Origin of the sequence: Streptomyces asoensis (genome assembly GCF_016860545.1) — a bacterium.
GTDB lineage: Bacteria > Actinomycetota > Actinomycetes > Streptomycetales > Streptomycetaceae > Streptomyces > Streptomyces asoensis.
The window spans coordinates 2799515-2825400 of sequence record NZ_BNEB01000005.1 but is presented as its reverse complement, the minus strand read 5'-3'; the positions used below and the strand labels follow the sequence as shown (position 1 = coordinate 2825400).

Sequence of the window (25886 nt, the reverse complement as noted above, 5' to 3'; positions counted from 1 at the left end):
ATGGTCACACCCCCGCCCCGCGACGCCCCACCCCCGCAAGGCTCCCGAGCCCCGGAACCGGATGAACCGGTTCTGCGGCTGACCCGCTTACTGGCGTGTTCGGCGATCGAGCCGCGCCTTGCCGGAGTTCTCCTCTTCGATCTCGAGCCGCACCTGATCGACCCTGTCGCCCACCTGTTCGCGGAACTGCTCGGCATCACGGGACCACCGCTCATGCTCGGGGCCCAGACGCGGGACGAGGACCTGTGGACCCGGACCCGGCTGCGGCAGGACGGTGGCCAGGTCTCGGTCAGTACCGGACCCGGTCCGCTGATCGAAGCCGACGGACGCGACGGTCCGCCGCAGTTGGTCGTCGTCCCCGAACTGACCAGACTGAGCGTCGCCGGCATGCGGGCCGCCGTCCAGCTCCTGGGCTCGGACGTCGCGGTGGTCGAACACACAGGACTCCGCCACATCGCGCGTCCCCGAGCACGCTGGCTCGCCGTCTGCGGATCGGCCGAAGCCGCGCAGCTCAGCCCTCACCTGCTGGACCGGTTCGCTCTGCGCGTCCCGATGGCCGAACTGCGGGGTGCACGGCCCCGGCGGCTCCTCACCGCCGTGCCCGCACTGCGGCACGCCACGGAGCACATCGCCCCGGTATCCGTTAGCAACGATGCCCTCGGCCGTGTGAGAACCCTTCTCGGCCCGGAGGCCGGTATCCGCAGGGAACTCGCGCTGGCCCGACTCGCCCGCACGCTGGCAGCTCTGGACGGGGACCGCGCGGCCGAGGCACGGCACGCCGACGAAGCGGCCCGGCTGATCGGCCTGCCCGGTGTCGCCGCACCGAAGACGAGGGCCCTGGAACGGGGGCCGTCCAGCGGATCCTCAGGCCGACCCGGAGCAGGGGACCGGCCCGACACGGACAGGGACGTGCCCGGTGCCGGCCGTGAAGCGGAGGAGCGCCCTGGCGGGCCGGGCCGTCCGTTGGAAGGACCCGGTCCCGAAGAACAGGTCGGCGCGGATCCCGCGGTCGTCCGCGACACCCCGTTCCCCGAGGACGCGGTGAGTGTGCTGCGGGACTTCGCCCCGCTGCGCAACCTCTGGCAGCGCACGATGGGGCCGGCAGCGGCCCGTGGGGCGGTGGTCGGCAGCCGCAGGGCCGAGGACCTGCGTGATCTCGCCTATGTACCGACGGTGCGGGAAGCAGCCGTCCATCAGCGCGTACGGCAGACCGCGCGCTTCACCGTCACCCCTGCCGACCTGCGCAGTCATCTCCGGGCAGGCGCCTCCGAGCGCCTGCTGGTACTTCTTTTGGACCACACCTGCCGGGACGCTGCCTGGGACTGGACGCACGCGCTCACCCCGTTTCTGCAGTGGGCGTACACCGGAAGGGCTGCCGCGCAGGTGATCGAGGTCGGCGGTGCCGACGCCGCGGACGAACTGAAAGCCCAGTCCTTCTCCGCGCGCAACGTGCTCGATCCGCGTGTCCTCACCGCCCTGGAGCGCCCCGCCGGACGTGCGACGCCACTGGCACACGGGGTCCACGAGGCGGGCCGGGTCCTGCGTGCGGCCTTCCGGCAGCATGGCAATGCACTCGTCGAGGCCTGGCTGGTCGTCGTCACCGACGGCCGGGGCAACGTGCCACTGACGGTCAGTCAGAGCGGTCGGCTCGCAGGTCAGGTGGGCGCGGAAGGCGTCGAGGACGCTTTGGGGGCTGCGGAGAGGATCGGAGCCATGGACCGTACGAGAGTGCGGACGGCGGTCGTGGACCCGGCTCGGGAACCCTATGGCGATCTGCCCTTCAGACTGGCCGCCGCTCTGGGCGCCACCGTCGTCACGGGACGGCCGGCACCGGAGACGGACGATACGGGAGAACCTGGTGAGCGGTGAGCAGCAAGCACGTCCGCCGTGGCAACAGGTGCCGGCACTCCTGTCCAAGGTGCCCCGCATCCCGGCCGTGACCCGGCGCAGAGTGAAGGACGCGCCCCGGGCCGGTGGCCCCTCGGGCCCTCCCGCCGGCCTCGGCGGCAACGACGCCCGGCTCGGGACCCGGCTGGAGGACGGGCTGGCCGTCCTCCAGGTACAGCGCAGTCTGGGCGCCGACGGAGGGGCGGGCTACCGGCTCCTCGGATGGTGCGGCGACCTCAGTGTGTCGTGCCCTGCCGGTCCGACCCGGCGCGCCGCACCTGCCGTCAGGCTCGCCAACCTGCGCCAGGAGAACGGCGCCTATCCTTCGGAGGTACTGCGCGCCATCCGCCTGTGGTCCGGCAACCAACCCGAACTGGTGCGCTGGATCAACCGCATCCGCAGCCGACACGGTGACGCACTGCGCGTCATCATCTGCGACGACACCGGGTACGAACTGCCTTGGGAACTGCTCTGGCTGCCCGCGGACGGCGAGAAGGGGCTGTCAGCCGGTCTGTTGGGCGCTCTTGTCGTCGTCGTCCGCTGGACCACCGTGCGCGACGTCGGCCTCGGTCTGCCGCACCGGATCGGTGACTGCCACGGCCGGGTCCTCGGGTATCTGCACAAGGACATGGCCGACGACAGCATGGTGTTCACCCGGTACGCCCACCGGTTGCACCTGGAGATGACACCGTTCCTCCAAGCGCTCGACACCGAGCTGGACCGGACCGGACTGGTGTACCTCGGTTGCCATGGCGGATACGGCGACTCGGTCACCCACCTCACGCTGGGTGACCGCACCTGGGCCGAGTTCGACGGGGAGACGATGCTCGTGCTGCGCAGGGACCGTTCGCTCGTCTGCCTCAACGCCTGCCACTCCGGTCGGTTCGTCGACAACAGCGCCCAGGGGGAGGAGGCACTGCGTGGATTCGCCGAGCTGTTCCTGAGGAAAGGAGCGGGAGGCTGCATTGTGACCGCGGGGAAGGTCGGGGACATCGAAGCGCGCTTACTGGTAAGGCAGTTGATGCACGAGGTCGCGGCCCGTCCGCAGAGTCCGGTCACCCGCACCCTGCGTTCCTTCAGGGCACGGGCCGTCGATGAGTTCGGCTCTCTGACCGACATCCCGAGCGTCCGCGACGACGACGGGCGGATCGACAGGGTCGGCCAGAAACGCGTGCTGAGGCTTCTGTCCACCTTCATGTTCCACTTCTACGGACATCCGGACACCACCTTGCGTCTCTCCGAAGGCGGCACCCGTGCCGCGGGAGGACGGGAAGGATGGTGAGCAACGCCGGAAGGCACCGGGAACAGTCCCTCCGCGTCGACCCCGTCGTGGCATGGCCACGGACGGCAGAGGCCGGATGCGCGTACCTCGTCACGGTGGACCTGCGCGGTCCGTTGCCGTCCGCGGACGGCACGTCCGACGGCTGGCCCCACAGCGCCGAGGAGTTCACCTTCTCCGTCTCGTTGGAGGGCGCCCCGTCCTTCGTCTGCGACGCCGTCGACGAGCCGAGTGTAGTCCTGCACCGGTTCGGCGGGACCTACGGGCCGGCCTGCTTCCAGGTGACGGCGGTACAGGCGACGGGATCTGCCTCCCTGTGGCTGACCATCAGCAACCAATGGGGTGTACCGGTCCGCAAGGCGGAACTGCGGTCGCGGATCCTGCCCCGAGAACACCCGGCTGGTGGCGCTCGCGAAGCAGGGCAGGAAGAGCCGGCAGGACAGACGGAACGGCTGTCGACGCCGACGTTCGAACCCTCGGCTCGGGGCCAGTCATCCCTGGAGCGAGTCGAGGGCCAGCCGCACACCGTCGGATCACCTCGCGGCGCCCGGCCGCTGCCGCCGCCGGACCGCCTCGGAGCGGATACACGCCGGCAGACCCTCACCGTTCACTACGCTGGCTTCAACCGGGCCTGGGCGAACTGGATCTCGGACCGGCTGGAGCGGCGTGGGCTGCGCGTGGTGCTCCTGCGCTGGGACGCTCCGGTGGCCGTGCCGCTGGCGGAGGTGCTGCGCGACCTCCTGCTGGCCCCCGGCACGGTCCTTCTGGTGCTCAGCGAGGGCTACCTCCTCCTCGGTTCCCGCGCGCGTGATGAGTGGATCGCGGCTCTGCGAGAGGTGGTGGGCCGGAATCCGTCCCGCTTCGCCGCGGTCTCGGTGACCGCCGCGCCGCTTCCCGTGGACACGGAGATCCTCGCGCCGGTCGTCCTGGCGGAAAAGGGCGAGGAGGAAGCCGAACGCCTGCTGCTGACCCGCCTCGGCCTGGCACGCGAGCCTCTGCCGGACCCCCGGGAAGAGCGGGCCAGAGCGCCGCGGTACCCGGCCGTGCTGCCGGAGGTGTGGGGAGGAGTGCCACGTCGCAACACACGCTTCACCGGTCGTGAGGTGCTTCTGAACCAGGCGTACGACCTGTTGCAGGGCGCGGCGCCAGGTGCGGGCGTGGTGACGTTCCATGGAATGTCGGGGATGGGCAAGACGCAGATGGCCACGGAGTACGTCTACCGGTTCGGCACCGAGTACGACGTCGTGTGGTGGGTCAATGCCCAGACGCGCGCCACCTACCGGCGGGCGATGGCGGAGCTGGCGCCGAAGCTCGGGTTGCCGACGGGCCACGAATACGGGGAGCGGTTGCGCGCGGTGCGCGACTCCCTGCGCCGGGGCGACCCGTTCGCCCGTTGGCTGCTGGTCCTCGACGGCGCCGACGAGCCGGAAGCCGTAGGGGACCTGGTGCCGACGGGGCCGGGACACGTGATCATCACCTCACGCAACCTCGAATGGGGGCAGCACAACAGCAGGTTGCTCGAGGTGCCGGTATACACCCGGGACGAGTCGGTCGCCTTCATCCGGCGCCGCGCCCAGCGGCTGACGCGTGCCGAAGCCGATCAGCTGGCGGACGCCTTGGAGGATCTGCCACTGCTGCTGGACCAGACAGCGGCATGGCTGGACGACTCGGACCTCTCGGTGAGGGACTACATAGCCCTGCTGGAGGACGGTGTGAACAGCGCTGTGGTGAAGGTGTCGGCGGACTTCCCCCTGGCCTTCCAGACAGCCTGGTGGATCTTGCTGGAGAGACTGGCCCAGAGTGTTCCCGAAGCGGTTGAGCTGCTGCGCCTGTGCACCTTCTTCGCTCCTGGATTCATCCCCGCCCACCTGCTGAAACAGATGCCGACCAGCGGACTTCCACCGACCGTTGAGCCCCTGCTGACGGATCAGGTCCTGTGGAACAGGGCCATCAGCCAACTACGACGGTACTCCGTGATCCGCCTCGAGGCGCGCGACGCCGACTCGCCGGGTGAGACCTTCTACCTGCACCGCATGGTCCATCAGATCGTCCACCAGGGCATCCCGTTCGACGTACGGCAGCAGCTCAGGGAAGTCGTCCGGACCGCACTGGCTGCCGCCGACCCGGGCCGTCCCACCGATACCGATCTGTGGCCGGGTTACGCGGAGATCGTCCCCCACCTGAAATACGCCGACGTCCTCAGAACCGACGACCAGGACGTACAGCGCTTGGTCTTCAACTGCCTGCGCTACCTGTACTTCTCGGGCGAGTACGCCTCGGGCATTAGGTTCGGCGAGCGTGCTCTGACCGCGTGGCGGACCTTGCTGGGCGAGAACCATCCACGTCTGTGGGAGCTGATCTACCACTACGGCAACCTGTTGCGCGCGGCCGGTGACTACCGGCGCACGGCCGAGATCGAACGAGAGGCCGTCGTGCACCTGCGGGAACAGCGAGGCGAGCGCGACCTGGAGTACCTGCGCGCACTCGGCGGTCTGGCCGCCGATCTCAGGGGGCTCGCCGCCTACGACGAGGCCATGCATCTGTCGGTCCAGGTCCTCGACACCTGCCGCGAAGTCGTCGGGGACCAGGACGCCAGGACCCTGGCGGCCCAGAACAACCTCGCTGTCTCCATGCGCCTCCTGGGCAGGTACGAGGAATCGCTCGAGGTCGACCGGCGCACCATGGAGGCGCGACGCGACCTGCTACGGGCCCGGCATCCCTGGACCCTGTACTCGGAACTCTCCGTCGCCGTCGGGCTGCGGTTGCTCGGCCGGTACCCGGAAGCCGAGTCGGTCCAGACCCGGAACCTGCGGGAGTGCCGCATCGTGATGGGCCACGCCAACCCGCAGACCCTGCAGGCCGAGTACAACCTCGCCCTGTGCCTGTACCGGGGAGGTGACCGGCAGGAGGCGGGCCGCATCTTGGCCGGGGTGCTGGAACGTGGTGAGCGCGTGTTGAGCGAGAGCCACCCGCTGACTCTGATCTTCGCCTCGGCGCAGAGCTGCTTCGCCCGCGAGCACGGCGACGTGGACCTGGGGCGCGAGTTGAGCGAGACGGTTCTCTCGCGCTATGCGACGTCGCTGACCGACGAACACCCCTACACAGCCGGAGCCCGTGCCAACCATGCCCTGGTCCTGCGACGGGTCGGCGAACGGGAACAGGCCCTGGCGGCGTCCGAGGAGTCACTGAGGGTCATGATCCGGGCCGTACGGGAGGACCACCCCTGGGCTCTGGGCTGTGCTCTGAACACCTCGGCTCTGCTCAGTGCGGTCGGCGACCACGACGGGGCCCTGGCGCTCAGCGGCGCCACGGTGAGAGGTGCCGTCGCACGACTCGGCGACAGCCATCCGCTGACCCTCGCCGCCCAGGTCGCGCTGGCCGCCGATCTTCGTGCTACCGGGCAGCGGACGGACGCCGACAAGACAGAGACGCACACCCTGGCCGCGCTGGCCGCCACTCTCGGCCCGCAGCACCCCGATACACTCCTGGCTCGCACCCGCAGCCGCCCGACCTGGGACTTCGAGCCACAGCCGACATGATCGGCCGAACCGTCGGGGACGCGTGACCGCGGACAGACTAAGGGCCCGCCCCCGGAGAACTCCCGGGGGCGGGCCCTTGTGCGGTGCGGGGTGGGGAGGCTACGCCTCGAACACCTCGCGGACCAGCTGTTCCTGCTCCGCCTGGTGGCGCTTGGCGGAACCGACCGCCGGGGACGAGCCGTGCGGTCGCGAGATGCGGCGCAGGCGCTCACCGTGCGGGATGTCGGCGCCGACCGCCAGGTCCAGGTGGTCGATCAGGTTCAGGGCGATGAACGGCCAGGCACCCTGGTTGGCCGGCTCCTCCTGGACCCACAGGTACTTCTCGGCGTTCGGGTACTTGTTGACCTCGGCCTGGACCTCGGCACCCGGCAGCGGGTACAGCCGCTCGAGGCGGATGATCGCCGTGTCGGTGATCCCGCGCTTCTGCCGCTCGGCCTCGAGGTCGTAGTAGACCTTGCCGGCGCAGAAGACGACCTTCTTCACCGCGTTCGGCTCGACCGAGGTGTCGCCGATGACCGGGCGGAACTGGCCGCTCGTGAACTCCTCCGCCTTGGACGCGGCGGCCTTGAGGCGCAGCATCGACTTCGGGGTGAAGACGACCAGCGGCTTGTGGTGCGGGTTGTGCACCTGCCACCGCAGGAGGTGGAAGTAGTTCGACGGGAGCGTGGGCATGGCCACCGTCATGTTGTTCTGGGCGCAGAGCTGGAGGAAGCGCTCGACACGGGCCGAGGAGTGGTCCGGGCCCTGGCCCTCGTAGCCGTGCGGGAGGAGCAGGGTGACGCCGGACGTCTGGCCCCACTTCTGCTCGGCCGCCGAGATGTACTCGTCGACCACCGTCTGCGCGCCGTTGACGAAGTCGCCGAACTGCGCCTCCCACATCACGAGCGCGTCGGGGCGGGCCAGCGAGTAGCCGTACTCGAAGCCCATGACCGCGTACTCGGACAGCAGGGAGTTGTAGACGTTGTAGCGCGCCTGCTCCTCGGCGAGGTACTGGAGCGGGGTGTGCTCCTCGCCCGTCTCGCGGTCGATGAGCACCGCGTGGCGCTGACCGAAGGTGCCGCGCTGGGAGTCCTGGCCGGAGAGCCGGACCGGGGTGCCCTCGAGGAGGAGGGAGCCGACGGCCAGCGTCTCGCCCATGCCCCAGTCGATCGTCCCGTCCTCGACCATCGTCGCCCGGCGCTGGAGCTGCGGCAGCAGACGCGGGTGGACGTGGAAGTAGTCCGGGATGTTGACCTGCGACTCGGCGATCCGCTTGACGGTCTCCGTGGAGATCGCCGTGTTCACGGCGACCGGGAACTCCGCCTGCGGGTCCGACTCCGGGCCGCTGCTCGGCTGGGCGGTGACGGCCTCACGGACCTCCGTGAAGACCTTCTCCAGCTGGCCCTGGTAGTCCTGGAGCGCCTGCTCCGCCTCTTCCAGGGTGATGTCGCCGCGACCGATCAGGGACTCGGTGTAGAGCTTGCGCACCGAGCGCTTCTTGTCGATCAGGTCGTACATCAGCGGCTGGGTGAAGGCCGGGTTGTCCGACTCGTTGTGACCGCGGCGGCGGTAGCAGATGAGGTCGATCACCACGTCCTTGTTGAACGCCTGGCGGAACTCGAACGCCAGACGCGCGACGCGCACGACGGCCTCGGGGTCGTCGCCGTTCACGTGGAAGATCGGGGCCTCGATCATGCGGGCCACGTCGGTGGCGTACATCGAGGAACGCGACGACTCGGGAGCCGCCGTGAAGCCGACCTGGTTGTTGATGACGATGTGGACCGTGCCGCCGGTGCGGTAGCCGCGCAGCTGCGACATGTTCAGCGTCTCGGCCACGACGCCCTGGCCCGCGAAGGCCGCGTCGCCGTGCAGGGCGACCGGCAGGACCGTGAAGTCCGTGCCGCCCTTGTTGATGATGTCCTGCTTGGCGCGGGCGATGCCCTCGATGACCGGGTCGACCGTCTCCAGGTGGGAGGGGTTCGCGGCCAGCGAGACCTTGATCTGCTCGCCGTCCAGGCCGGTGAAGGTGCCCTCGGCGCCCAGGTGGTACTTCACGTCGCCGGAGCCGTGCATCGACTTCGGGTCGAGGTTGCCCTCGAACTCGCGGAAGATCTGCGCGTACGACTTGCCGACGATGTTCGCGAGGACGTTGAGGCGGCCGCGGTGGGCCATGCCGATGACGACCTCGTCCAGGCGCGACTCGGCGGCGCTGTCGATGACCGCGTCCAGCAGCGGGATGACGGACTCGCCGCCCTCCAGGGAGAAGCGCTTCTGGCCGACGTACTTCGTCTGGAGGAAGGTCTCGAAGGCCTCCGCCGCGTTCAGCCGGCGCAGGATGCGCAGCTGCTCCTCGCGCTCCGGCTTGCTGTGGGCGCGCTCGATGCGGTCCTGGATCCAGCGGCGCTGCTTGGGGTCCTGGATGTGCATGAACTCGACGCCCGTGGTGCGGCAGTACGAGTCGCGCAGCACGCCCAGGATGTCGCGCAGCTTCATCAGGGACTTGCCCGCGAAGCCGCCGACGGCGAACTCGCGCTCCAGGTCCCACAGGGTGAGGCCGTGCTCGGTGATGTCCAGGTCGGGGTGCTTGCGCTGGCGGTACTCCAGCGGGTCGGTGTCGGCCATGACGTGGCCGCGGACCCGGTAGGAGTGGATCAGCTCGAAGACGCGGGCGGCCTTGGTGACGTCGTCGTCGTGGCTGGCGTCGATGTCCTTGAGCCAGCGGACCGGCTCGTAGGGGATGCGCAGCGCCTCGAAGATCTCGTCGTAGAAGCCGTTCTCGCCGAGGAGGGCGTTGGCGACGACGCGGAGGAACTCGCCGGAGGCGGCGCCCTGGATGACCCGGTGGTCGTAGGTCGACGTGAGCGTCATGACCTTCGAGATGCCGAGCTTGTTCAGGGTGTCCTGGCTGGTGCCCTGGAACTCCGCCGGGTAGTCCATGGAGCCGACGCCCATGATGACCGACTGGCCGGGCATCAGGCGCGGCACGGAGTGCACGGTGCCGAGGCCGCCGGGGTTGGTCAGGGAGACGGTGACACCGGTGAAGTCGTCCATCGTCAGCTTGCCGTCGCGGGCGCGGCGGACGATGTCCTCGTAGGCCTGCCAGAACTCGAAGAAGTTCAGCGTCTCGGCCTTCTTGATGCCGGCGACGACGAGCTGGCGGTCACCGTTCGGCTTGACCAGGTCGATGGCCAGGCCGAAGTTGACGTGCGGCGGCTTGACGAGGGTGGGCTTCCCGTCCTTCTCCGCGTAGTGCCAGTTCATCGACGGCATGGCCTTGATGGCCTGCACCATCGCGAAGCCGATCAGGTGCGTGAAGGAGATCTTCCCGCCCCGGGCGCGCTTGAGGTGGTTGTTGATGACGATGCGGTTGTCGAACAGCAGCTTCACCGGGACGGCGCGCACGGACGTGGCCGTGGGCAGCTCCAGCGAGGCGTTCATGTTCTTGGCGACCGCGGCGGCCGGGCCGCGCAGCGTCACGAACTCGGGACCGTCCGCGGGCGCGGCCGCAGCCGCGGCGGGCGCGGGCTTCGCGGCGGCCGGCTTGGCCGCGGGGGCCGCCTTGGCCGGAGCCGGGGCGGCGGGCGCGGCGGCCGCGGGCTTGGGGGCGGCGGCCGGCGCGGGGGCCGGAGCCGGGGCGGCGGGTGCCGCCTGGGCCGGAGCGGCGGGTGCCGGGGGAGTGGTGGTCGCTGCGGCCCCCGCGGCCGCAGTACCCGCCGGAGCCGGGGGAGTGGCCGCCCCCGGCTTGTAGTCGGCGAAGAAGTCCCACCAGGCACGGTCTACCGAGTTCGGGTCCTGGAGGTACTGCTGATAGATCTCGTCGACGAGCCACTCGTTCGGCCCGAACGCGGCAGCGGGATTCTTGCCCGCTTGGTCTGCGTCGGTCGAGATGCTCGATGCGTTACTGGGGGACTGTGGCGACACGGCGGCAACCGCCCTCTTCCGCTTCACAAGGTGATGGACAGCGGGAATAAAGGCTACGCCCCCTGGAGGGGGAAGGTCAGGCCGGGCCCGTGCATCGTCGTGTAAGTCACATCGGAAAAGGCGTTTCGCGGCCGTAAATGGCGGGAAACAAGCGCGGTTGCGCGTCAAAAGGGTGTGTTGGTGCCCGGTCGCGCACGCCTGGCGTACGGACCCGTGCCGACCTGGGACGGCCCGCGGCCTGATCACACGTGTCAGGCTGCGCGGACGCCGGTGGATCTTGTGGCTCCGGTTCGAACTTTACGTCAACTTGGGACGGAGGAGTCCCCGGGAAGGGTGACAAGAATCCGGCAACCTCGATCGGATTCGGCCACCCCGATGCGGCCGCCGTGAAGATCGACCGCCCAGCGGGCGATCGCCAGTCCCAGTCCCGTGCCGCCGTCGCTGCCCGGGCCGTGCGGCCGGCGGACGGCTCCCCGGTTGAAGCGCTCGAAGACGCGGCGCCACTCCGAGCGCGGGATCCCGGGTCCCTCGTCCAGCACCTCGAGCTCCAGCGACTCCGGCAGCGGGCCGCGTCGTGCCTTCACCGTCACCCGTCCGTGCGGCGGGCTGTGCTTGACCGCGTTGTCGATCAGGTTGGCCACGACCTGGTGGATGCGCTCCGGGTCCGCGTGCGCGGTCAGCTCCGGCGGGGTCACGTCCAGGTGCAGATGGACGTCCGTGCGCGTGTGGGTGCCGCCCGAGCCCATCGTGGCGCGCGCCGAGGCGACCATGTTGGCCTCCTTCAGCACGCCCGACAGATAGGGCCACACCTCGAAGCGCCGCTTGCGCAGCGGGACGACGCCGTTGTCGAGGCGGGACAGGTCCAGCAGCGTCTCCACCAGCCGACCGAGGCGCTCCGTCTGCTTCAGGGCGGTGCGCATCGTCTCGGTGTCCGCCTCGGCGATGCCGTCGACGACGTTCTCCAGGACGGCCCGCAGACCCGCGATGGGCGTGCGCAGCTCGTGCGAGACGTTGGCCACCAGCTCCTTGCGCTGGCGGTCCTGCGCCTCCAGCTCGTCCGCCATGACGTTGATCGTCTGGGCCAGGTCGCCCAGCTCGTCGCGGCGGTTCTCGCTCACCCGGCGGGTGTAGTCGCCGTGCGAGATGGACCGGGCGACCGTGTTCATCTCGTCCAGCGGCGCGGTGAGCGAATGCGCCACGAACTGCGTTATCAGCAGTGTGGCGATCATCGAGAAGACCGTGATGAAGCGCAGCTCCGTCTTGGTGTGCACCGCGATCATCGACAGGCCGGTGGTGATCAGCACCGAGATGACGACCAGCGCACCCAGCTTGGTCTTGATCGAGAACGGGCGCACGCGGCCCCAGGGCTCCTCGGTTCCGGGAGCGGGGCTTCTCGGTCCGTCCGGCCCGGGGCTCATGGCGTGGGGGTCTCCAGTGCGTAGCCGACGCCGTGCACCGTGCGGATCCGCTCGGCGCCGATCTTCCGTCGCAGCGCCTTGATGTGGCTGTCGACGGTCCGGGTGCCCGAGGCGTCCGCCCAGTCCCAGACCTCCGCGAGGAGCTGCTCGCGGGAGAGCACCGCGCGCGGGGTGTTCGCCAGGCAGACCAGCAGGTCGAACTCGGTGGGCGTGAGGTGCACGTCCTCCGAGCGGACCCGCACCCGGCGCTGTGCGTGGTCGATCTCCAGCTCGCCGAGCCGCAGGATCCCGCTGCGGGGCGTGGTCGCCGCGACCGCGGCCCGCTCCACCCGGCGCAGCAGGACGTGCACGCGGGCCGCCAGCTCCCGCATCGAGAAGGGCTTGGTCATGTAGTCGTCGGCGCCCACGCCGAGCCCGACCAGCATGTCGGTCTCGTCGTCGCGCGCGGTGAGCATGAGCACCGGCACCGGACGGGCGGCCTGCACACGACGGCAGACCTCCAGGCCGTCGAAGCCGGGCAGCATGATGTCGAGGATCAGCAGATCGGGCTGCCAGGCCTCCGCCGTGTCGACGGCCGCCGGGCCGTCACCCGCCGTTTGCACGAGGAATCCCTCGGCGCGCAGCCGGGCCGCGATGGCGTCGACGATCGTCGCGTCGTCCTCGACGACCAGAACGCGCCGCTGCGCGCCCTGTGTGGCCGTCGCCGTGCTGTTGTGTGCGGTGTGTGTCTGCTCCATCGCCCGCCCCTGAGTGTGCTTTCCGGAACCAGTGGGGTGATCCCATGTCTGCGCATGACTGCGGTTGACGCGTAAATGATCGGCGTCAGGGGTGCAGCGTACGGGGAGTCACCACGGCTTTGCTATTCAGGTCGGACGGCGAGGTGCACGACGTCCGGCACGCCTCGGGCAACGGGGATCTCTTCGGTACGCACCTGATGGAACCCGGCATTCCTCATGGTTCCCTCGAATTCCGGAGAGGGGCGGGCCGACCACACCGCCAGTACCCCGCCGGGTTTCAACACCCGTGCGCAGCCTGTGAGTCCGGCCGCCGAGTAGAGGCTGTCGTTGCCCTCGGTGACGGTCCAGTCGGGCCCGTTGTCGATGTCGAGGCATACCGCATCGAATGTGTCGCAAGTCTCATTGACGTAATCGAGCAGATCCGCCTCGACGATCTTCGTCCGCGGGTCGGCGAGCGCGTCGCCCGAGAGCGCGGCCAGCGGGCCGTCGAGATGCCAGTCGATGACGGCGCGCTCGCGCTCCACGACCGTGACCGCGCCCCAGCGGGGTTCGGCGGCGGCGTGCGCGAGGGAGAAGCCGACGCCCAGGCCGCCGATCAGCAGGTCCGGCGAGGGGCGGTCGTCCAGCGCGGTCAGGGCGGCGTCGACCAGCAGCCGTTCCGAGCGGCCGTCGGAGGTGTCCATCAGGAAGCAGCCGTTGGCGATGATCTGGAGGAACTCCCCGTGCCGGCGCAGGACCACCTCACCGTAGGGGCCCTCGCGACGGTCCAGGACGACGGGCGCGTCGGGGATGTCGTACGGGATGGGCATCGGCCCATCCTGGCACTTCCGCGACCGCCCGTTGCGGAATTTTCGTGCGCCGCCCATCGGCCGCCCATGAGCCTCCCCGGAGCCGGGCGTGCGTCGCTCGTGGACGGGCCGAGGACGCGTCGGCATCGCGTGAGGAACGGGTGGGAGCCGGCCCGCAGGAGCCTCGGAGCTTCCTGTGAATCCCCTCGGGCGTGGCGCCGGTCACAGACAGCGGGCGCCCGCGCCACGAAAAGTGAGGCGCGACGCAAGGAGGGCCTCACGGTGGAACGCACGGCCGCAGCGACGGGTCTGCCGTCGCACGACACGCGGGGGCTGCTGGACGGCATCCCGTGCCAGCCCGCCCCCGTCCGGTCCGCTCCGCCGCGCACCGGGCCCCCGCCCGCCCCCCGGACCACCGAGGCTCCCCTCGGCACACCGATCTCTGCCGAGCCACTCCCCACCGAGCCGCCCCTCGCCGTGCCGCCCCCGGCCAAGCCGCTCTCTGCCGCGCCGGGCACTGTCGAGCCGCTCTCTGCCGCGCCGGGCACCGCCGTGCCGCTCTCTGCCGAGCCGGGCACCGTCGTGCCACTCCTCGTCGTGCCGCTCTCCGTCGAGGCGGGCGGTGCGTCGGCCGCCACCGTGCGCCCCCGTGCCGGGGTGCTCGACGCCTCGGGTGCCGGGGCCGTCCGGCCGGCCGGACGGGGCGGCGCGCCGTCGGACGCCGGTGCGCGCCGGCGCCGGTTCCGGGTGCCGGCTCCCTTCACCCTGGCGTACACCGCCGTCCTCGCCGTGACCTCGTACGTCACCGCCCACGCCGGTCCCGCCCTGGTGCACGCGCTGCACCAGGGCTCCAGTACCGACGTCGCGCATCTGGTGCGGACCCCCGTCCTGGTGCTGCTGGCCAGCGCCCTGTGGGTGGCGGGAGGTTTCGCCTCCCCGTTCACGCTCGGGTTCCTGGTCGTCCTGACCGCGCTGGAGCGGCGCGTCGGCGGGGCCCGCACGGCCGTCGTCTTCCTCCTCGGGCACGTCCTGGCCACCCTCGCCACGGAGGTCCCGGTGGGCCTCGCGGTACTCGCGGGCGGGCTGCCCGGCAGTTCGCTGCACCGTCTCGACTACGGCATCAGCTTCGGCGTCGCCGCGAGCGTGGGTGCGCTGGCGGGCCTGTTGCGCCCGTGGCTGCGGCTGCCGCTCCTCGCCGGCTTCGGCGCGATGCTGCTCCAGGACCTCGTCGCCTATACCGACCCGCTGACGAACTGGGGACACCTGATAGCCCTGGCGATCGGCGTCGCCACCTGGCCCCGGCTGCGGAACTGGGAGCGGGCGCACCGGCTCGCGGCCGGCTGAGGGGACGCGCAGCCCCTCTCAGTCGTCGAACTGCACCGTGCCGTCCTCGCGCAGGGTGGGGTGGAGCTTCATCGGGCCGTACTCGTCGAGGTCGGACGGCCGGGGCGGTTCCGGGCCGTCGGGCCCCAGGCGGACCATGCGTTCGACCCGGCAGATCCGGAACAGCCGGTCCTCCACCCGCGCCTCGTCGGCCCGCCCGGCGGCACGGAAGGCCTCCGCGGCCCGTGCGTACAGGACCTTCTTGTGCTCGTCGAAGCGGTAGAGCATCGCCCAGACGCGGGCCATCCCCTCGTACAGCGAGCGGCGCGCCTCGTGCGGGGTGGCCGACAGCGGCCCGCAGGGGGTCCAGCCGCAGTCGTCGCGTTCGGCGACGGAGAAGCCGACGGGGAGGCGCACGACGTCCGGGTGGGTCCGGGCCGCCCACTCGGAGTCGGCGCGCACGTCCGAGGGGAAGCGGGCGCCGGTGTACGTGAAGTCGCGCAGGCCCAGCCGCAGGGCGCCCGCCATCGGGCCCTCGTCGCGTTCGGGGTCCAGGACGTAGCCGACGTCCGGTGAGGGGGCGGCGCCCGGGTCCTCCCACGACGGGTCGGGGGGCTCGACATCGGTGGGGCGGGGCGGCTCCAGGCCGTCGTCACCGGTGCGGGCGAACTCGTCGCCGCGCACCACCCGGTAGCGCACGCCCAGCGCCTCCACCTCGTCGGCCGGGGCCCGCTCCAGCACGGCGACGGCCGCCAGCAGTTCCCGCCGGACGGCGGGGTCGTCGGGACCGTCCTTGGCCTTGAACCACAGGTGCGAGTTCAGCCCGTCGCGGGCCTGCTGGGGCATGCCGTCGACCACGGGCTTGAGCAGCCGCCAGCCCGGTTCGGCGGCGGCCTCGTCCCGCGCGGCGACACCGAAGACGGGTCCGCGCAACGCGATGTGCGGATAGCGCCGTGAGGCCTCGACGGCGTCCGCCTCCGTCACCCAGGCGACGGGGTCGTCACGGCGGACCAGGTCGGCGTGGAGGGCGTCGAGACGTCGCTTCCAGTCATCGGTCATACGCGCATTGTGGTCGCGGCGGCGGGCGGCTTCGGGGTGAATGCCGGAAGTGGGCGGGGTACGGGCCGGGGGCGCGAGGGGCGTGCCCCGTCGTGCGGTGCCGGAGGGTGCGCCCCCCGGGCCGCCGGACGTCATGCCCGCGCGTCCCCCGTGAACTCGGCGCTGGTGAGCGAGGACTCGACGCGCCACCCCAGGGACTCGTACAGTGCCCGCCCCTGCGGGGTCGCGCCCAGCACGCCGGTGCGGGCGCCCTGGCCGGCCGCCGCGTGCTGGAGGGTGCGCATGACGAGGGCGCCGAGTCCGCGGCGGCGGTGGTGCGGGGAGGTCTCGATCTGGTCCACGACGGCCGTGGCGCCGGTCGGGGCGATCTGCCCGCGCGCCGCCAGGGAGCCGTCGGGTGCGGCGATCATGGTGCGGATCACGCCGCCGCGCGACCAGGTGCGGGTCCGGTACCCCGCGGGTGCCGAGCCGGGCGGGACGGCTGTGAGCGGGGCCGTCATCAGGGAGCCGGGTTCGGGGTCGATCCACCAGCCGGGCCCCAGCCAGGGGCCGACCACGGACGGGTCGGCGAACGCCTTCAGCCACACGCCGGCCCCGGTGACCGCGCCCGCCACCGTCCGCACGGCCGACTCGGTCACCGCGTCGTTCGTCGCGCCGAGGACGTGCCGGGTGGCGTGCCGGGTCCCCGTTCCCACGTCGATGGTCCAGCCCCAGGGCCGGGCGACGGGCGGTGCCGCCCCGCGCGAGACGACCCAGCCGTCCACCCAAGCACGGACGAAGCGGTCCATACCGACCCCCTGGTAATAGCCTTAAGTATGCGGCGTCTATTACTTCCGACCGTATGCCGGGAGGCCGTCCGGGCGGCAGGCGTGATCGCCCACAGCGAACGCGACGGCCTCCGGGGAACATCCGGGGGCTCATGTGCATTGAGTCGGCATAGCTCAACTTGACTGCCGAAGGGGAGATCATGGCATCGACGTCCGCTCCGCTCACTCTGCCCGTACTGCCTCTCGACGACGAGGTCGTGCTCCCCGGCATGGTGGTTCCGCTGGACCTCAACGACGCCGACGTGCGGGCCGCCGTCGAGGCGGCCCAGGCCGCCGCCCGGTCGGAACCGGGCAAGCCCCGCGTGCTGCTGGTGCCGCGCATCGACGGGACGTACGCGAGCACCGGTGTGCTCGGCACCGTCGAACAGGTCGGCCGGCTGGCCGACGGCGACCCGGGCGCGCTGATCCGCGGCCGCGGCCGCGTACGGATCGGGGCCGGCACCACCGGGCCGGGTGCGGCCCTGTGGGTCGAGGGGACCCGGGTCGACCAGACCGTTCCCGAGCCGCTGCCCGGTCAGGTCGGCGACCTCGTGAAGGAGTACAAGGCCCTCGCCACCGCCTGGCTGCGCAAGCGCGGCGCCTGGCAGGTCGTCGACCGCGTCCAGGCCATCGACGACGTCTCCGCGCTCGCCGACAACTCCGGCTACTCGCCGTTCCTGACCACCGAACAGAAGGTGGAGCTCCTGGAGACCACCGACCCGGTGGCCCGGCTGAAGCTCGCCACCCAGCAGCTGCGCGACCACCTCGCCGAGCAGGACGTGGCCGAGACCATCGCCAAGGACGTCCAGGAGGGCGTCGACAAGCAGCAGCGCGAGTTCCTGCTGCGCCGCCAGCTGGAGGCCGTGCGCAAGGAGCTGCGCGAGCTCAACGGCGAACAGGAGGGCGAGGAGTCCGACGACTACCGAGCCCGCGTCGAGGCCGCCGACCTGCCCGAGAAGGTCCGCGAGGCCGCCCTCAAGGAGGTCGACAAGCTCGAGCGCTCCAGCGACCAGTCGCCAGAGGGCTCCTGGATCCGCACCTGGCTGGACACCGTCCTCGAACTGCCGTGGAACGAGCGCACGCAGGACAGCTACGACATCCAGGGCGCCCGCGGCGTCCTCGACGCCGAGCACGCGGGGCTGGACGACGTGAAGGAGCGGATCACGGAGTACCTCGCGGTGCGCAAGCGGCGCGGCGAGCGCGGCCTGGGCGTCGTGGGCGGGCGGCGCGGCGGTGCCGTGCTCGCCCTGGTAGGGCCCCCCGGTGTCGGAAAGACCAGTCTGGGCGAGAGCGTCGCGCACGCCATGGGCCGCAAGTTCGTCCGGGTCGCCCTCGGCGGCGTCCGCGACGAGGCCGAGATCCGCGGCCATCGCCGCACCTACGTCGGCGCGCTGCCCGGCCGGATCGTGCGGGCGATCAAGGAGGCCGGGTCGCTGAACCCGGTGGTGCTGCTCGACGAGATCGACAAGGTGGGGTCCGACTTCCGGGGCGACCCGGCGGCCGCCCTCCTGGAGGTGCTGGACCCGGCGCAGAACCACACGTTCCGCGACCACTACCTGGAGGTCGAGCTCGACCTGTCGGACGTGGTGTTCCTCGCCACCGCCAATGTGCTCGAAGCCATCCCGGAGGCCCTGCTCGACCGTATGGAGCTGGTCCGCCTCGACGGCTACACCGAGGACGAGAAGGTCGTCATCGCCCGCGACCACCTGCTCCCGCGCCAGCTGGAGCGGGCGGGCCTCGACCAGGACGAGGTGACCCTCGACGAGAGCGCGCTGCGCAAGCTCGCCGGTGAGTACACCCGCGAGGCGGGGGTGCGCACCCTGGAGCGGTCCCTCGCGCGGCTGCTGCGCAAGGTCGCGGCCCAGCACGAACTGGGCGAGCGGGAACTGCCGTTCACCATCGGGGACGGGGACCTGCGCGCACTGATCGGCCGCCCGCACCACGTGCCCGAGTCCGCCCAGGACCCGGCCGAGCGGCGGACCGCCGTGCCCGGTGTCGCGACCGGACTCGCGGTCACCGGCGCCGGGGGCGACGTCCTCTACGTCGAGGCGTCGCTGGCCGACCCGGAGACGGGCGCGGCGGGCCTGACCCTCACCGGTCAGCTCGGCGACGTGATGAAGGAGTCGGCGCAGATCGCGCTCAGCTTCCTGCGCAGCCACGGCGCCGAACTGGAACTGCCGGTGGGCGATCTGAAGGACCGGGGCGTGCACATCCACTTCCCCGCGGGCGCGGTCCCCAAGGACGGCCCGAGCGCCGGCGTCACCATGACGACGGCCCTCGCGTCCCTGCTCTCCGGGCGGCTCGTGCGCACGGACGTGGCGATGACCGGCGAGGTCTCGCTGACCGGGCGCGTCCTGCCGATCGGCGGGGTGAAGCAGAAGCTGCTCGCCGCGCACCGGGCGGGTGTCACCACCGTGATCATCCCCAAGCGCAACGAGCCCGACCTGGACGACGTCCCGGCGGAGGTGCTGGACAAGCTGGACGTCCACGCCGTCACCGACGTCCGCCAGGTCCTGGAACTGGCGCTCGCGCCCGCCGCGAGCGGAGCGGCGCCGGAGGTTCCGGTCGCGGCGTGACGAGCGCGCTCCCGCGGGGGCGCCGTCCGCGGTGACCGGACGGGGAGGGCCCGGGTCCTGTGACGGAGACCCGGGCCTTCCCCGTGCCCGGCGCGCGGCCCCGGGACCGGCCGCCTGCCTCGGCCTGCGAAATACTGAGGAGCTGCACCGATGGCAGCGACCGGCGAGATCAGGGGTGCTGACGTGCACGAGGACACAGGCGGCGGGACGCCGTCGCGTGGGGTGGAGCAGGGCGACCGGGAGTTCCTGTCGCTGGAGCGGGAGCTCACGGTGCTGCTGCGCCGCGCCCGCTCCAACCAGGGGGAGATGGCCCGCGAGGTCCACCCGGACCTGGAGTCCGCCGCGTACGGCCTCCTCGTCCGGCTCGAGGAATGCGGCCGCCAGCGCGCCACCGAGCTGGCCGGCTACATCGGCGTCGGCAAGGCCACCATGTCCCGGCAGCTGCGCGCCCTGGAGCAGCTCGGCCTGGTCGCCCGCGAGCCCGACCCGGCGGACGGACGCGCCTGGCTGGTCGACCTCACCGAGGAGGGCCGCACCCGGGTGAGCCGGGTCCGCGAGGCCCGCCGCGAGCGGTACGTCAGCCACTTCTCCGACTGGGACCGCAGGGAGGTCGCGGAGCTGGCCCGGTTGCTGGGCCAGCTGAACCGCGGCATGGAGAAGTGACCCACCGCCCCCGCAGGGCCGGACGGCACACGCTCACCTCCGCCGCCGTCCGTCAGAGGTCCACGCAGACCACCGTCGCGTCGTCGTGGGTCTTCGCGCGGCCCAGCAGGGGGCGTCCCGCCCGGTCGTCCGCCCGTTCCAGGTCCCGTACCCGCCGGACCAGCGCCCCCGCCCCCTCCCGGCCGACCAGGGCGGACAGGGCCGTCCAGTCGCCCTGCCGGAACAGCTCCGTCCAGCGGGCGGCCCCGTCCGAGAGGCCGGCCAGCGAGCCGACCTCCTCGCGCGGCACGCTCACGGTGACGGCGCGGGCGGCCACCGCGGGGTCGGCCGCGGCCGTGAAGAACCCGCCCTCCCGGTTGCGGAGCGTGCCGTCGACGGTCTCGGCGCTGCGCAGCAGGGCACGCGGCAGACGGGCCAGCCGGTCGTCGCGGACCGGGGTCACCGTGCCGTCCGGCGCCGTCAGCAGCAGCGTCGCGTCGCACAGGACCAGGCACTCGACGGTCCGCGGCGACCAGCGCGCGAGCGCCACGGTGGCCTGCGGGGTGCGCGGGTGAGAAAGGTCACAGGATTCCCGGTGGGCGCCGGCGGTGCGCGTGATGGCCAGGGCGAGCGCCTCGGCCAGCGGAACATCCGGGAGTGAAACGGTCAGTTCGGTCAGGGCGCCGCCCAGGCGTGCCGTGAACCAGGGGACCGAATGCAGACAGCCCGCGCCGTCCGGCGGTGGTGTCACCCCGTCCAGGAGGACGAGCGAACCGCCCTGTCCGGAGGCGGGAAGTCCGATGCTCGCGAAGTCCTCGTTGGGGCGGGCCGGATCGCCGGCCTCCGACACAAGTTCCGTACGCATCACGCCAGTCTGCACGACCCCTTCACGACCTTCGCGAAAGGCTGGCATCGCCCCCCGAACTCCCGTACAGCCGCAGGTCAGACGCCTGGTTTGGGCGGGAATGAAGCAGTCCGGGAAGGCGTGGCGGCGAATACTGTCAAAGCGCGCCGCCCACGTCCAACCGGCCTGCCGCGCAAGGCGGCTGCACACGCCAGAGGAACTTGCCCGCCCGCTCCCCTCCGATGTTCACTCCTTCGGGTGGCGGGGCAAGCGATGCGCGGCCCCTGCCCACCGGCACTGGGAGGGTCGGGAACCGTACCGGACGTACGCACCAGTTGACGGAGCGTCATATCCGGCCCATGGCACACGAGTCAGGAATGCGAGCACCGGTGCAGAAGACGCGGCCTCGGCGTACGGGCAGGCAGACGGCCTCCGAAGGGGGCGCGCAGCACACCCCTGTCGGCAAGGGCCGCCCGACCCATGTACGCAACCGGCTGATCGTCGCGGTGGCCGTCGTGGCCGCCGCCGTCGCCGGGGCGGGCGCCCCCTCCGTCCTCGCCGCCTCCGGGCAGCTGAAGGACTCCCAGGACCTGGTCACCCTGGCCGAACAGTCCCAGGACGCCCTCGCCCTCGCCCAGTCCCTCGCGGACGAACGCGACGAGGTGACCGCCTACGTGGCGGCCGGCCGGGTGAAGACACGGGCGCCCTCCACCGAGGGCAGCGCCCGGGTGGACCGGCAGACCCGCGAACTGACGGCCGACACCGAGGTGTCCCTCGCGCTGCGCGAGGCCCTCGCGGCCGTGCCGTCCGTACGGCAGTCCGCGCTCACCGGCAAGGACACCGCGCTCGAGGCGCACCAGGCGTACTCCAAGGCCATCGCCGCGCTGCACACCCTCGTCGACCGGCTGGCGGAACAGATGCCGCCGCGCGCCGGATCCGGCGCCTACGCCCTCGCCGAGCTCGACACCGCCGTCCAGCAGGCCTCCGCGACCCGCGGGCTGCTCCTCGCGGCGCTGAACGTGCCGACGCGCGAGGAGAGCTCGTACGACCCGGTGAGCGGCCGCACGACCACCGAGAAGGTCTCCTCCGCCGCCGACGCCAAGCAGCGCGACGCCCTCACCGCCGCCGCCCAGCAGGCCCGGGTGCGCTCCGACGCGGCCCTCGCGGACTTCCGGGAGGGCGCGCCGCAGGACGCGGTGGCCACGTACGACTCCACGGTCACCGGCGGCGACGCCGACACCGCCGAGGCCTACCTCGCCTCCCTCACCGACCAGCCGGAACTCAGCGACCGCGAACTCGGCACCGGCGTCAAGAAACTCGACGCCGCGCTCTCCGCCCGGGTCGACCTGATGCGCGGGGTCGAGTCCTCCCTGTACGGCAAGCGCGGCCAGGACCTCGCCGCGCTGCGCGACGACGACGTCACCGACCTCGAACTGCGCGTCACCCTGCTCGGGGCCCTGATGCTGCTGGCGGTCGTCGTCGCCACCGGTTCGGCGCGCAGCCTCACCAGGCCGCTGTCCGTGCTCCGCCGCGGCTCGGCGAGGCTCGCGGAGGCCGAGGACCCCGCGGCGCAGGAGCCGGTCCGGTTCACCGGCCGCAACGACGAGTTCGCCCAGGTCGTCCGCTCCGTCAACGCCCTGCACCAGCACGCCGTCGCGCTGCACGAGCGGGTCGGCACCCTGGAGTCCGACCGCAAGCACCTCGTCGGACAGCGGCAGCGGATGGCCGACGCGCGCGAGGAACTGCGCGCCGCGCTCGACGGGTCCGCGGCCCAGCTGGACGGCCTGCGGGACAGCATCAGCGGCACGTTCGTCAGCCTGGCGCTGCGCACCCTCGGTCTCGTCGAACGGCAGCTGGCCGTCATCGAGAGCCTGGAGGAACGCGAGCAGGACCCGGACCGGCTGGCCACGCTCTTCAAGCTCGACCACTTCGCCACGGTCATGCGCCGGCACAGCGAGAACCTGCTGGTCCTCGCCGGCACGGAACACGTCCAGCAGCACGCGGGACCCATCCCGCTGGTGGACGTGGTCCGCGCGGCGGTCAGCGAGATCGAGCGCTACGAGCGCGTGCGCATCTCCGCGCTCCCGCCCCACGCGCACGTGGTGGGCTTCGCCGCGGACGACCTCTCCCACCTGCTCGCCGAACTCATGGAGAACGCCACCTCGTTCTCCCCGCCGGACCTGCCCGTCGAGGTCTCCGGCTGGCTCCTGGAGAACGGCGAGGTCATGCTCTCCGTCCAGGACGAGGGCATCGGCGTGGCCGAGGAGCGGATGAGCCGCCTCAACGCCCGCCTCGCCGAGTTCGACCCGGAGACGCCCTACGACCAGGAGGGCGAGGAGGGCCTCGGCCTCGGCCTGTACGTGGTGGCCCGGCTCGCGCACCGGCACGGCGTGCGGGTACGGCTGCGCGAGCAGAAGCAGGGCGGGGTGGCGGCGGTCGTCGTCCTCCCGGCGGCGCTGCTGTCGGCGGCCCCGGCCGCCGCGATCCCGGTGACCGGCACGGCGTCCGCGGCCGCGCACGCCTTCTCGCTGCCGGGCGCGGACGCGGAGGCCAACTCCAACGTCCTGCCGGGCCGTACCGACCCCGCGGATCCGCTGGTCGCCCTGGCGGAGCGGGCCGTACGCGACTCCGGCCCCGTCCCGGACGCACCGGCGCACTCCCCGGCCGGCGCCGCACCGCAGGCCACCGACACCCCGCACCCGGCGCCGGAGGAAACCCCGGCCGGCTCCCGGGACACCACCGCGGACGCCTCGGCCGAGGCCCCGCCCCGGCCCGCGCCCGACACGGCGGCCGGACCCGCGCAGGAGTCGCCGGACACGCCGGTCCCGTCCCCGGCGGAGACCCCGGACGGGACGGCTTCGCAGGCCCCGGAGGAAGGGGCGGCACGCTCCCCGAAGGTCCCGGCGCAGCTCTCGCGGCGGAGCGCCGCGGGCCCGACCCGGGCGCCGGCGGAGACACCGGCCGAGACGACCATGGAGCTGCTGCTGCCGAGCCCGCAGGGCGAGGAGGCAGCAGCGGCGAAGGACCGGGACGCCGCCGACGGCCCCGGCCCGGAGTCCGCCGCCCCCGACGGGGACGGGGCGACCCACCGCGGACCGCAGGACCCGCCCGCACCCGGCCGCGGACCCGCCGGGGAAGGAATCCGGGGCGCGGACGCGCAGGCCGCGCCGGAGGCGGAGCACGCGCGGACGCCGGACGCCCCGGAAGAGCTCGTCACCGACAAGGGTCTCCCCAAGCGCACCCCCAGGATCACCGCACCCACCCAGGCCCCGCGGCAGCGGACCGGATCCGTCGACGCGGACGCCCTCCGCCGCCGGCTGGGCGGTTTCCGCCGGGGGGCGGAGGCGGGGTACCGCGACGTGGAGGCGGAGATCGCCGAACGGACGGGCCAGAACCGGGTCCCGTCCCCCGACGCGGCGCGTGACAGCCGCCGCACGGCTCAAGAAGTACCCGCACACGCCGAAGAAGACACGGGGGGCACAGTCGAGGAGGCAAGCAGTTGACCGCGCCCAGTACCTTCGGACTGAGCAGTGAAGCCCGTAACCTGCACTGGCTGTTGACCAACCTCGTGGAGGAGGTCCCCGGCATCCAGTCCGTCGCCGTCGTGTCCTCGGACGGCCTGCTCCTGCTGTCCTCGGACGCCACGCGCAACGTCCAGGCCCGCGAGGCCCGCGAGGCCAAGGTCTCCGGCCCGCGCGGCTCCTCCGCCGATCTCGCCACCATCGTCTCCGGCATCGGCAGCCTCACCATCGGGGCCGCCAAGCTCATGGCGTTCGGCGGGGTGAAGCACACCATGATCGCCATGGACGAGGGCAGCCTCTTCGTCATGTCGATCAGCGACGGCTCGCTCCTCGGCGTGCACGGCTCCGCGGACTGCGACATGAGCGTGGTGGCCTACCACATGGCGTTGTTCGTGGGCCGCGCCGGCCACGTCCTGACGCCCGAACTGCGCAGCGAGCTGCGGCAGTCACTGGAGTCCGCGACGGCGGGAGGCGTGCGATGAGCGCCTTCCCGCAGCCGCCGCAGGGCGGCAGGCAGCAGCTCCCCGTCCGCGGCGGCGACCGCAAACCGGCCCGGGTGCGCCCCTATTCGCTCACCGGCGGCCGCACCCGCTTCGGTCACGTCCTGCTGGTCGAGACCTTCGTTGCGGCCCTGGACGCTCCAGAGGAGCGCAAGGAGCTGACCAACGGCTCGCTCAAGTCGACGGTCATGCCCGAGCTGCGGGCCATCGTCGAACTGTGCCGCCGGATGCGCACGGTGGCCGAGATCGCCGCGCTGCTGAAGATGCCGCTCGGCGTGGTCCGGGTGCTCCTCAGCGACCTCGCCGACCAGGGAAAGATCCGTGTGTACGGCACCGGTACCGCTCACGGTACGGGCCGTCCCGACCGCGCTCTGCTGGAAAGGGTGCTGAGTGGACTCCGTCGTCTCTGACGCCGCCTCCTCCTTTGGCGTCGCTCCCCTCGTCGGCCCCGGGACCGAGCCCGACGAACCCCTCCAGCCGTGGCAGACGGACCGCACCCGTGCCCCCATCGCCACGAAGATCGTGGTGGCGGGCGGGTTCGGCGTCGGCAAGACCACCCTCGTGGGCACCGTCTCGGAGATCGAGCCCCTCCAGACGGAGGCGCTGATGACCGAGGCCAGCGAGGAGACCGACGACCTGACCGGCACCCCGGAGAAGGTCACCACCACGGTCGCCATGGACTACGGCCGGCTGACCCTCGACGACGACCTGGTGCTCTACCTGTTCGGCACGCCGGGACAGCAGCGGTTCTGGTTCATGTGGGACGACCTGGTGCGCGGCGCGATAGGCGCGGTCGTGCTGGCCGACACCCGCCGTCTGAAGGACTGCTTCCCCGCGCTGGACTACTTCGAGAGCTGCGGACTGCCGTACGTCGTCGCCGTCAACCACTTCGACGACAGCGAGCTGTTCGAGCCGGCGGACGTGCGGGAGGCGCTGACGATCCCCGCGCACATACCTGTCATGATCATGGATGCGCGGCGCCGGATCTCGGTGATCGAGACCCTCCTGGCCCTGGTGGGCCACGCGCTCGACGAAACCCCCGAGTAAGGCCCTCAAGGAGAGTCCCC

At 71.9% G+C, this 25886-nt stretch carries 17 protein-coding genes; 10 read left to right on the top strand and 7 right to left on the bottom strand.

The window, feature by feature from the left end; translation table 11 throughout:
• Genes Saso_RS34965 through fxsT form a run of 3 tightly spaced genes read left to right on the top strand, consistent with a single transcriptional unit; the run spans position 1 to position 6705 of the window.
• A complete protein-coding gene (locus Saso_RS34965) occupies positions 1-1869 on the top strand; it encodes a magnesium chelatase (protein WP_189919820.1) in 1869 nt (622 codons plus the stop codon).
• Entirely contained in the window at positions 1859-3169 is a 1311-nt protein-coding gene (locus Saso_RS34960; RefSeq protein WP_229901166.1) for a CHAT domain-containing protein, read from the top strand. The genes Saso_RS34965 and Saso_RS34960 overlap by 11 nt, the downstream gene beginning before the upstream one ends.
• Entirely contained in the window at positions 3163-6705 is a 3543-nt protein-coding gene (gene fxsT, locus Saso_RS34955) for an FxSxx-COOH system tetratricopeptide repeat protein (RefSeq protein ID WP_189919816.1), read from the top strand. The genes Saso_RS34960 and fxsT overlap by 7 nt, the downstream gene beginning before the upstream one ends.
• 99 nt (positions 6706-6804) lie before the next feature.
• Here the strand turns inward: fxsT and Saso_RS34950 are convergent, their stop codons facing one another.
• The 4 genes from Saso_RS34950 to Saso_RS34935 form a co-directional block, all read right to left on the bottom strand.
• Positions 6805-10605 carry a multifunctional oxoglutarate decarboxylase/oxoglutarate dehydrogenase thiamine pyrophosphate-binding subunit/dihydrolipoyllysine-residue succinyltransferase subunit gene (locus tag Saso_RS34950; RefSeq protein WP_189919814.1) on the bottom strand — a complete coding sequence of 1267 codons (3801 nt, stop codon included), beginning with the start codon at positions 10603-10605 and terminating at the stop codon, positions 6805-6807.
• A gap of 302 nt (positions 10606-10907) precedes the next feature.
• Positions 10908-12023 (bottom strand): HAMP domain-containing sensor histidine kinase, encoded by a 1116-nt coding sequence (locus Saso_RS34945; protein WP_189919812.1) that lies wholly within the window; start codon positions 12021-12023, stop codon positions 10908-10910.
• Positions 12020-12760 (bottom strand): response regulator transcription factor, encoded by a 741-nt coding sequence (locus Saso_RS34940; RefSeq protein WP_189919810.1) that lies wholly within the window; start codon positions 12758-12760, stop codon positions 12020-12022. The genes Saso_RS34945 and Saso_RS34940 overlap by 4 nt, the downstream gene beginning before the upstream one ends.
• 122 nt (positions 12761-12882) lie before the next feature.
• Positions 12883-13569 carry a spermine/spermidine synthase domain-containing protein gene (locus tag Saso_RS34935; protein WP_189919808.1) on the bottom strand — a complete coding sequence of 229 codons (687 nt, stop codon included), beginning with the start codon at positions 13567-13569 and terminating at the stop codon, positions 12883-12885.
• A 618-nt stretch (positions 13570-14187) separates the two neighbouring features.
• Here Saso_RS34935 and Saso_RS34930 point away from each other — a divergent pair.
• Positions 14188-14892: a rhomboid-like protein gene (locus tag Saso_RS34930; RefSeq protein WP_359070369.1), complete on the top strand. Its 705-nt coding sequence runs from the start codon at positions 14188-14190 to the stop codon at positions 14890-14892.
• Between the two features lie 18 nt (positions 14893-14910).
• On the opposite strand, the gene Saso_RS34925 is transcribed toward Saso_RS34930, so the two are convergent.
• On the bottom strand, positions 14911-15930 hold the full coding sequence (locus Saso_RS34925) for a DUF5954 family protein (RefSeq protein WP_189919806.1): 1020 nt from the start codon (positions 15928-15930) through the stop codon (positions 14911-14913).
• A 131-nt stretch (positions 15931-16061) separates the two neighbouring features.
• Entirely contained in the window at positions 16062-16718 is a 657-nt protein-coding gene (locus tag Saso_RS34920; protein ID WP_189919804.1) for a GNAT family N-acetyltransferase, read from the bottom strand.
• Positions 16719-16897: 179 nt separating this feature from the next.
• On the opposite strand from Saso_RS34920, the gene lon reads away from it, so the two are divergent.
• Positions 16898-19312 (top strand): endopeptidase La, encoded by a 2415-nt coding sequence (lon, locus tag Saso_RS34915; RefSeq protein WP_189919802.1) that lies wholly within the window; start codon positions 16898-16900, stop codon positions 19310-19312.
• Positions 19313-19495: 183 nt separating this feature from the next.
• A complete protein-coding gene (locus Saso_RS34910) occupies positions 19496-19975 on the top strand; it encodes a MarR family winged helix-turn-helix transcriptional regulator (protein ID WP_372442545.1) in 480 nt (159 codons plus the stop codon).
• A 52-nt stretch (positions 19976-20027) separates the two neighbouring features.
• Here the strand turns inward: Saso_RS34910 and Saso_RS34905 are convergent, their stop codons facing one another.
• The gene (locus Saso_RS34905; RefSeq protein ID WP_189919799.1) at positions 20028-20819 is read right to left on the bottom strand and encodes a hypothetical protein; all 792 of its coding nucleotides are present in this window, start codon (positions 20817-20819) and stop codon (positions 20028-20030) included.
• Positions 20820-21187: 368 nt separating this feature from the next.
• Here Saso_RS34905 and Saso_RS34900 point away from each other — a divergent pair, with 368 nt between their 5' ends.
• From Saso_RS34900 to Saso_RS34885, 4 genes are read left to right on the top strand one after another with little or no spacing between them, the layout of a single operon-like run.
• Positions 21188-24301 carry a sensor histidine kinase gene (locus Saso_RS34900; RefSeq protein ID WP_189919798.1) on the top strand — a complete coding sequence of 1038 codons (3114 nt, stop codon included), beginning with the start codon at positions 21188-21190 and terminating at the stop codon, positions 24299-24301.
• Complete coding sequence (locus tag Saso_RS34895) at positions 24298-24801, top strand: roadblock/LC7 domain-containing protein (RefSeq protein WP_189919797.1); 504 nt, start codon at positions 24298-24300, stop codon at positions 24799-24801. The genes Saso_RS34900 and Saso_RS34895 overlap by 4 nt, the downstream gene beginning before the upstream one ends.
• The gene (locus Saso_RS34890; RefSeq protein ID WP_189919796.1) at positions 24798-25229 is read left to right on the top strand and encodes a DUF742 domain-containing protein; all 432 of its coding nucleotides are present in this window, start codon (positions 24798-24800) and stop codon (positions 25227-25229) included. Before Saso_RS34895 ends, Saso_RS34890 begins: the two co-directional genes overlap by 4 nt.
• Entirely contained in the window at positions 25210-25866 is a 657-nt protein-coding gene (locus Saso_RS34885; RefSeq protein WP_189919795.1) for a GTP-binding protein, read from the top strand. The genes Saso_RS34890 and Saso_RS34885 overlap by 20 nt, the downstream gene beginning before the upstream one ends.
• The last annotated feature ends 20 nt before the right edge of the window (positions 25867-25886 follow it).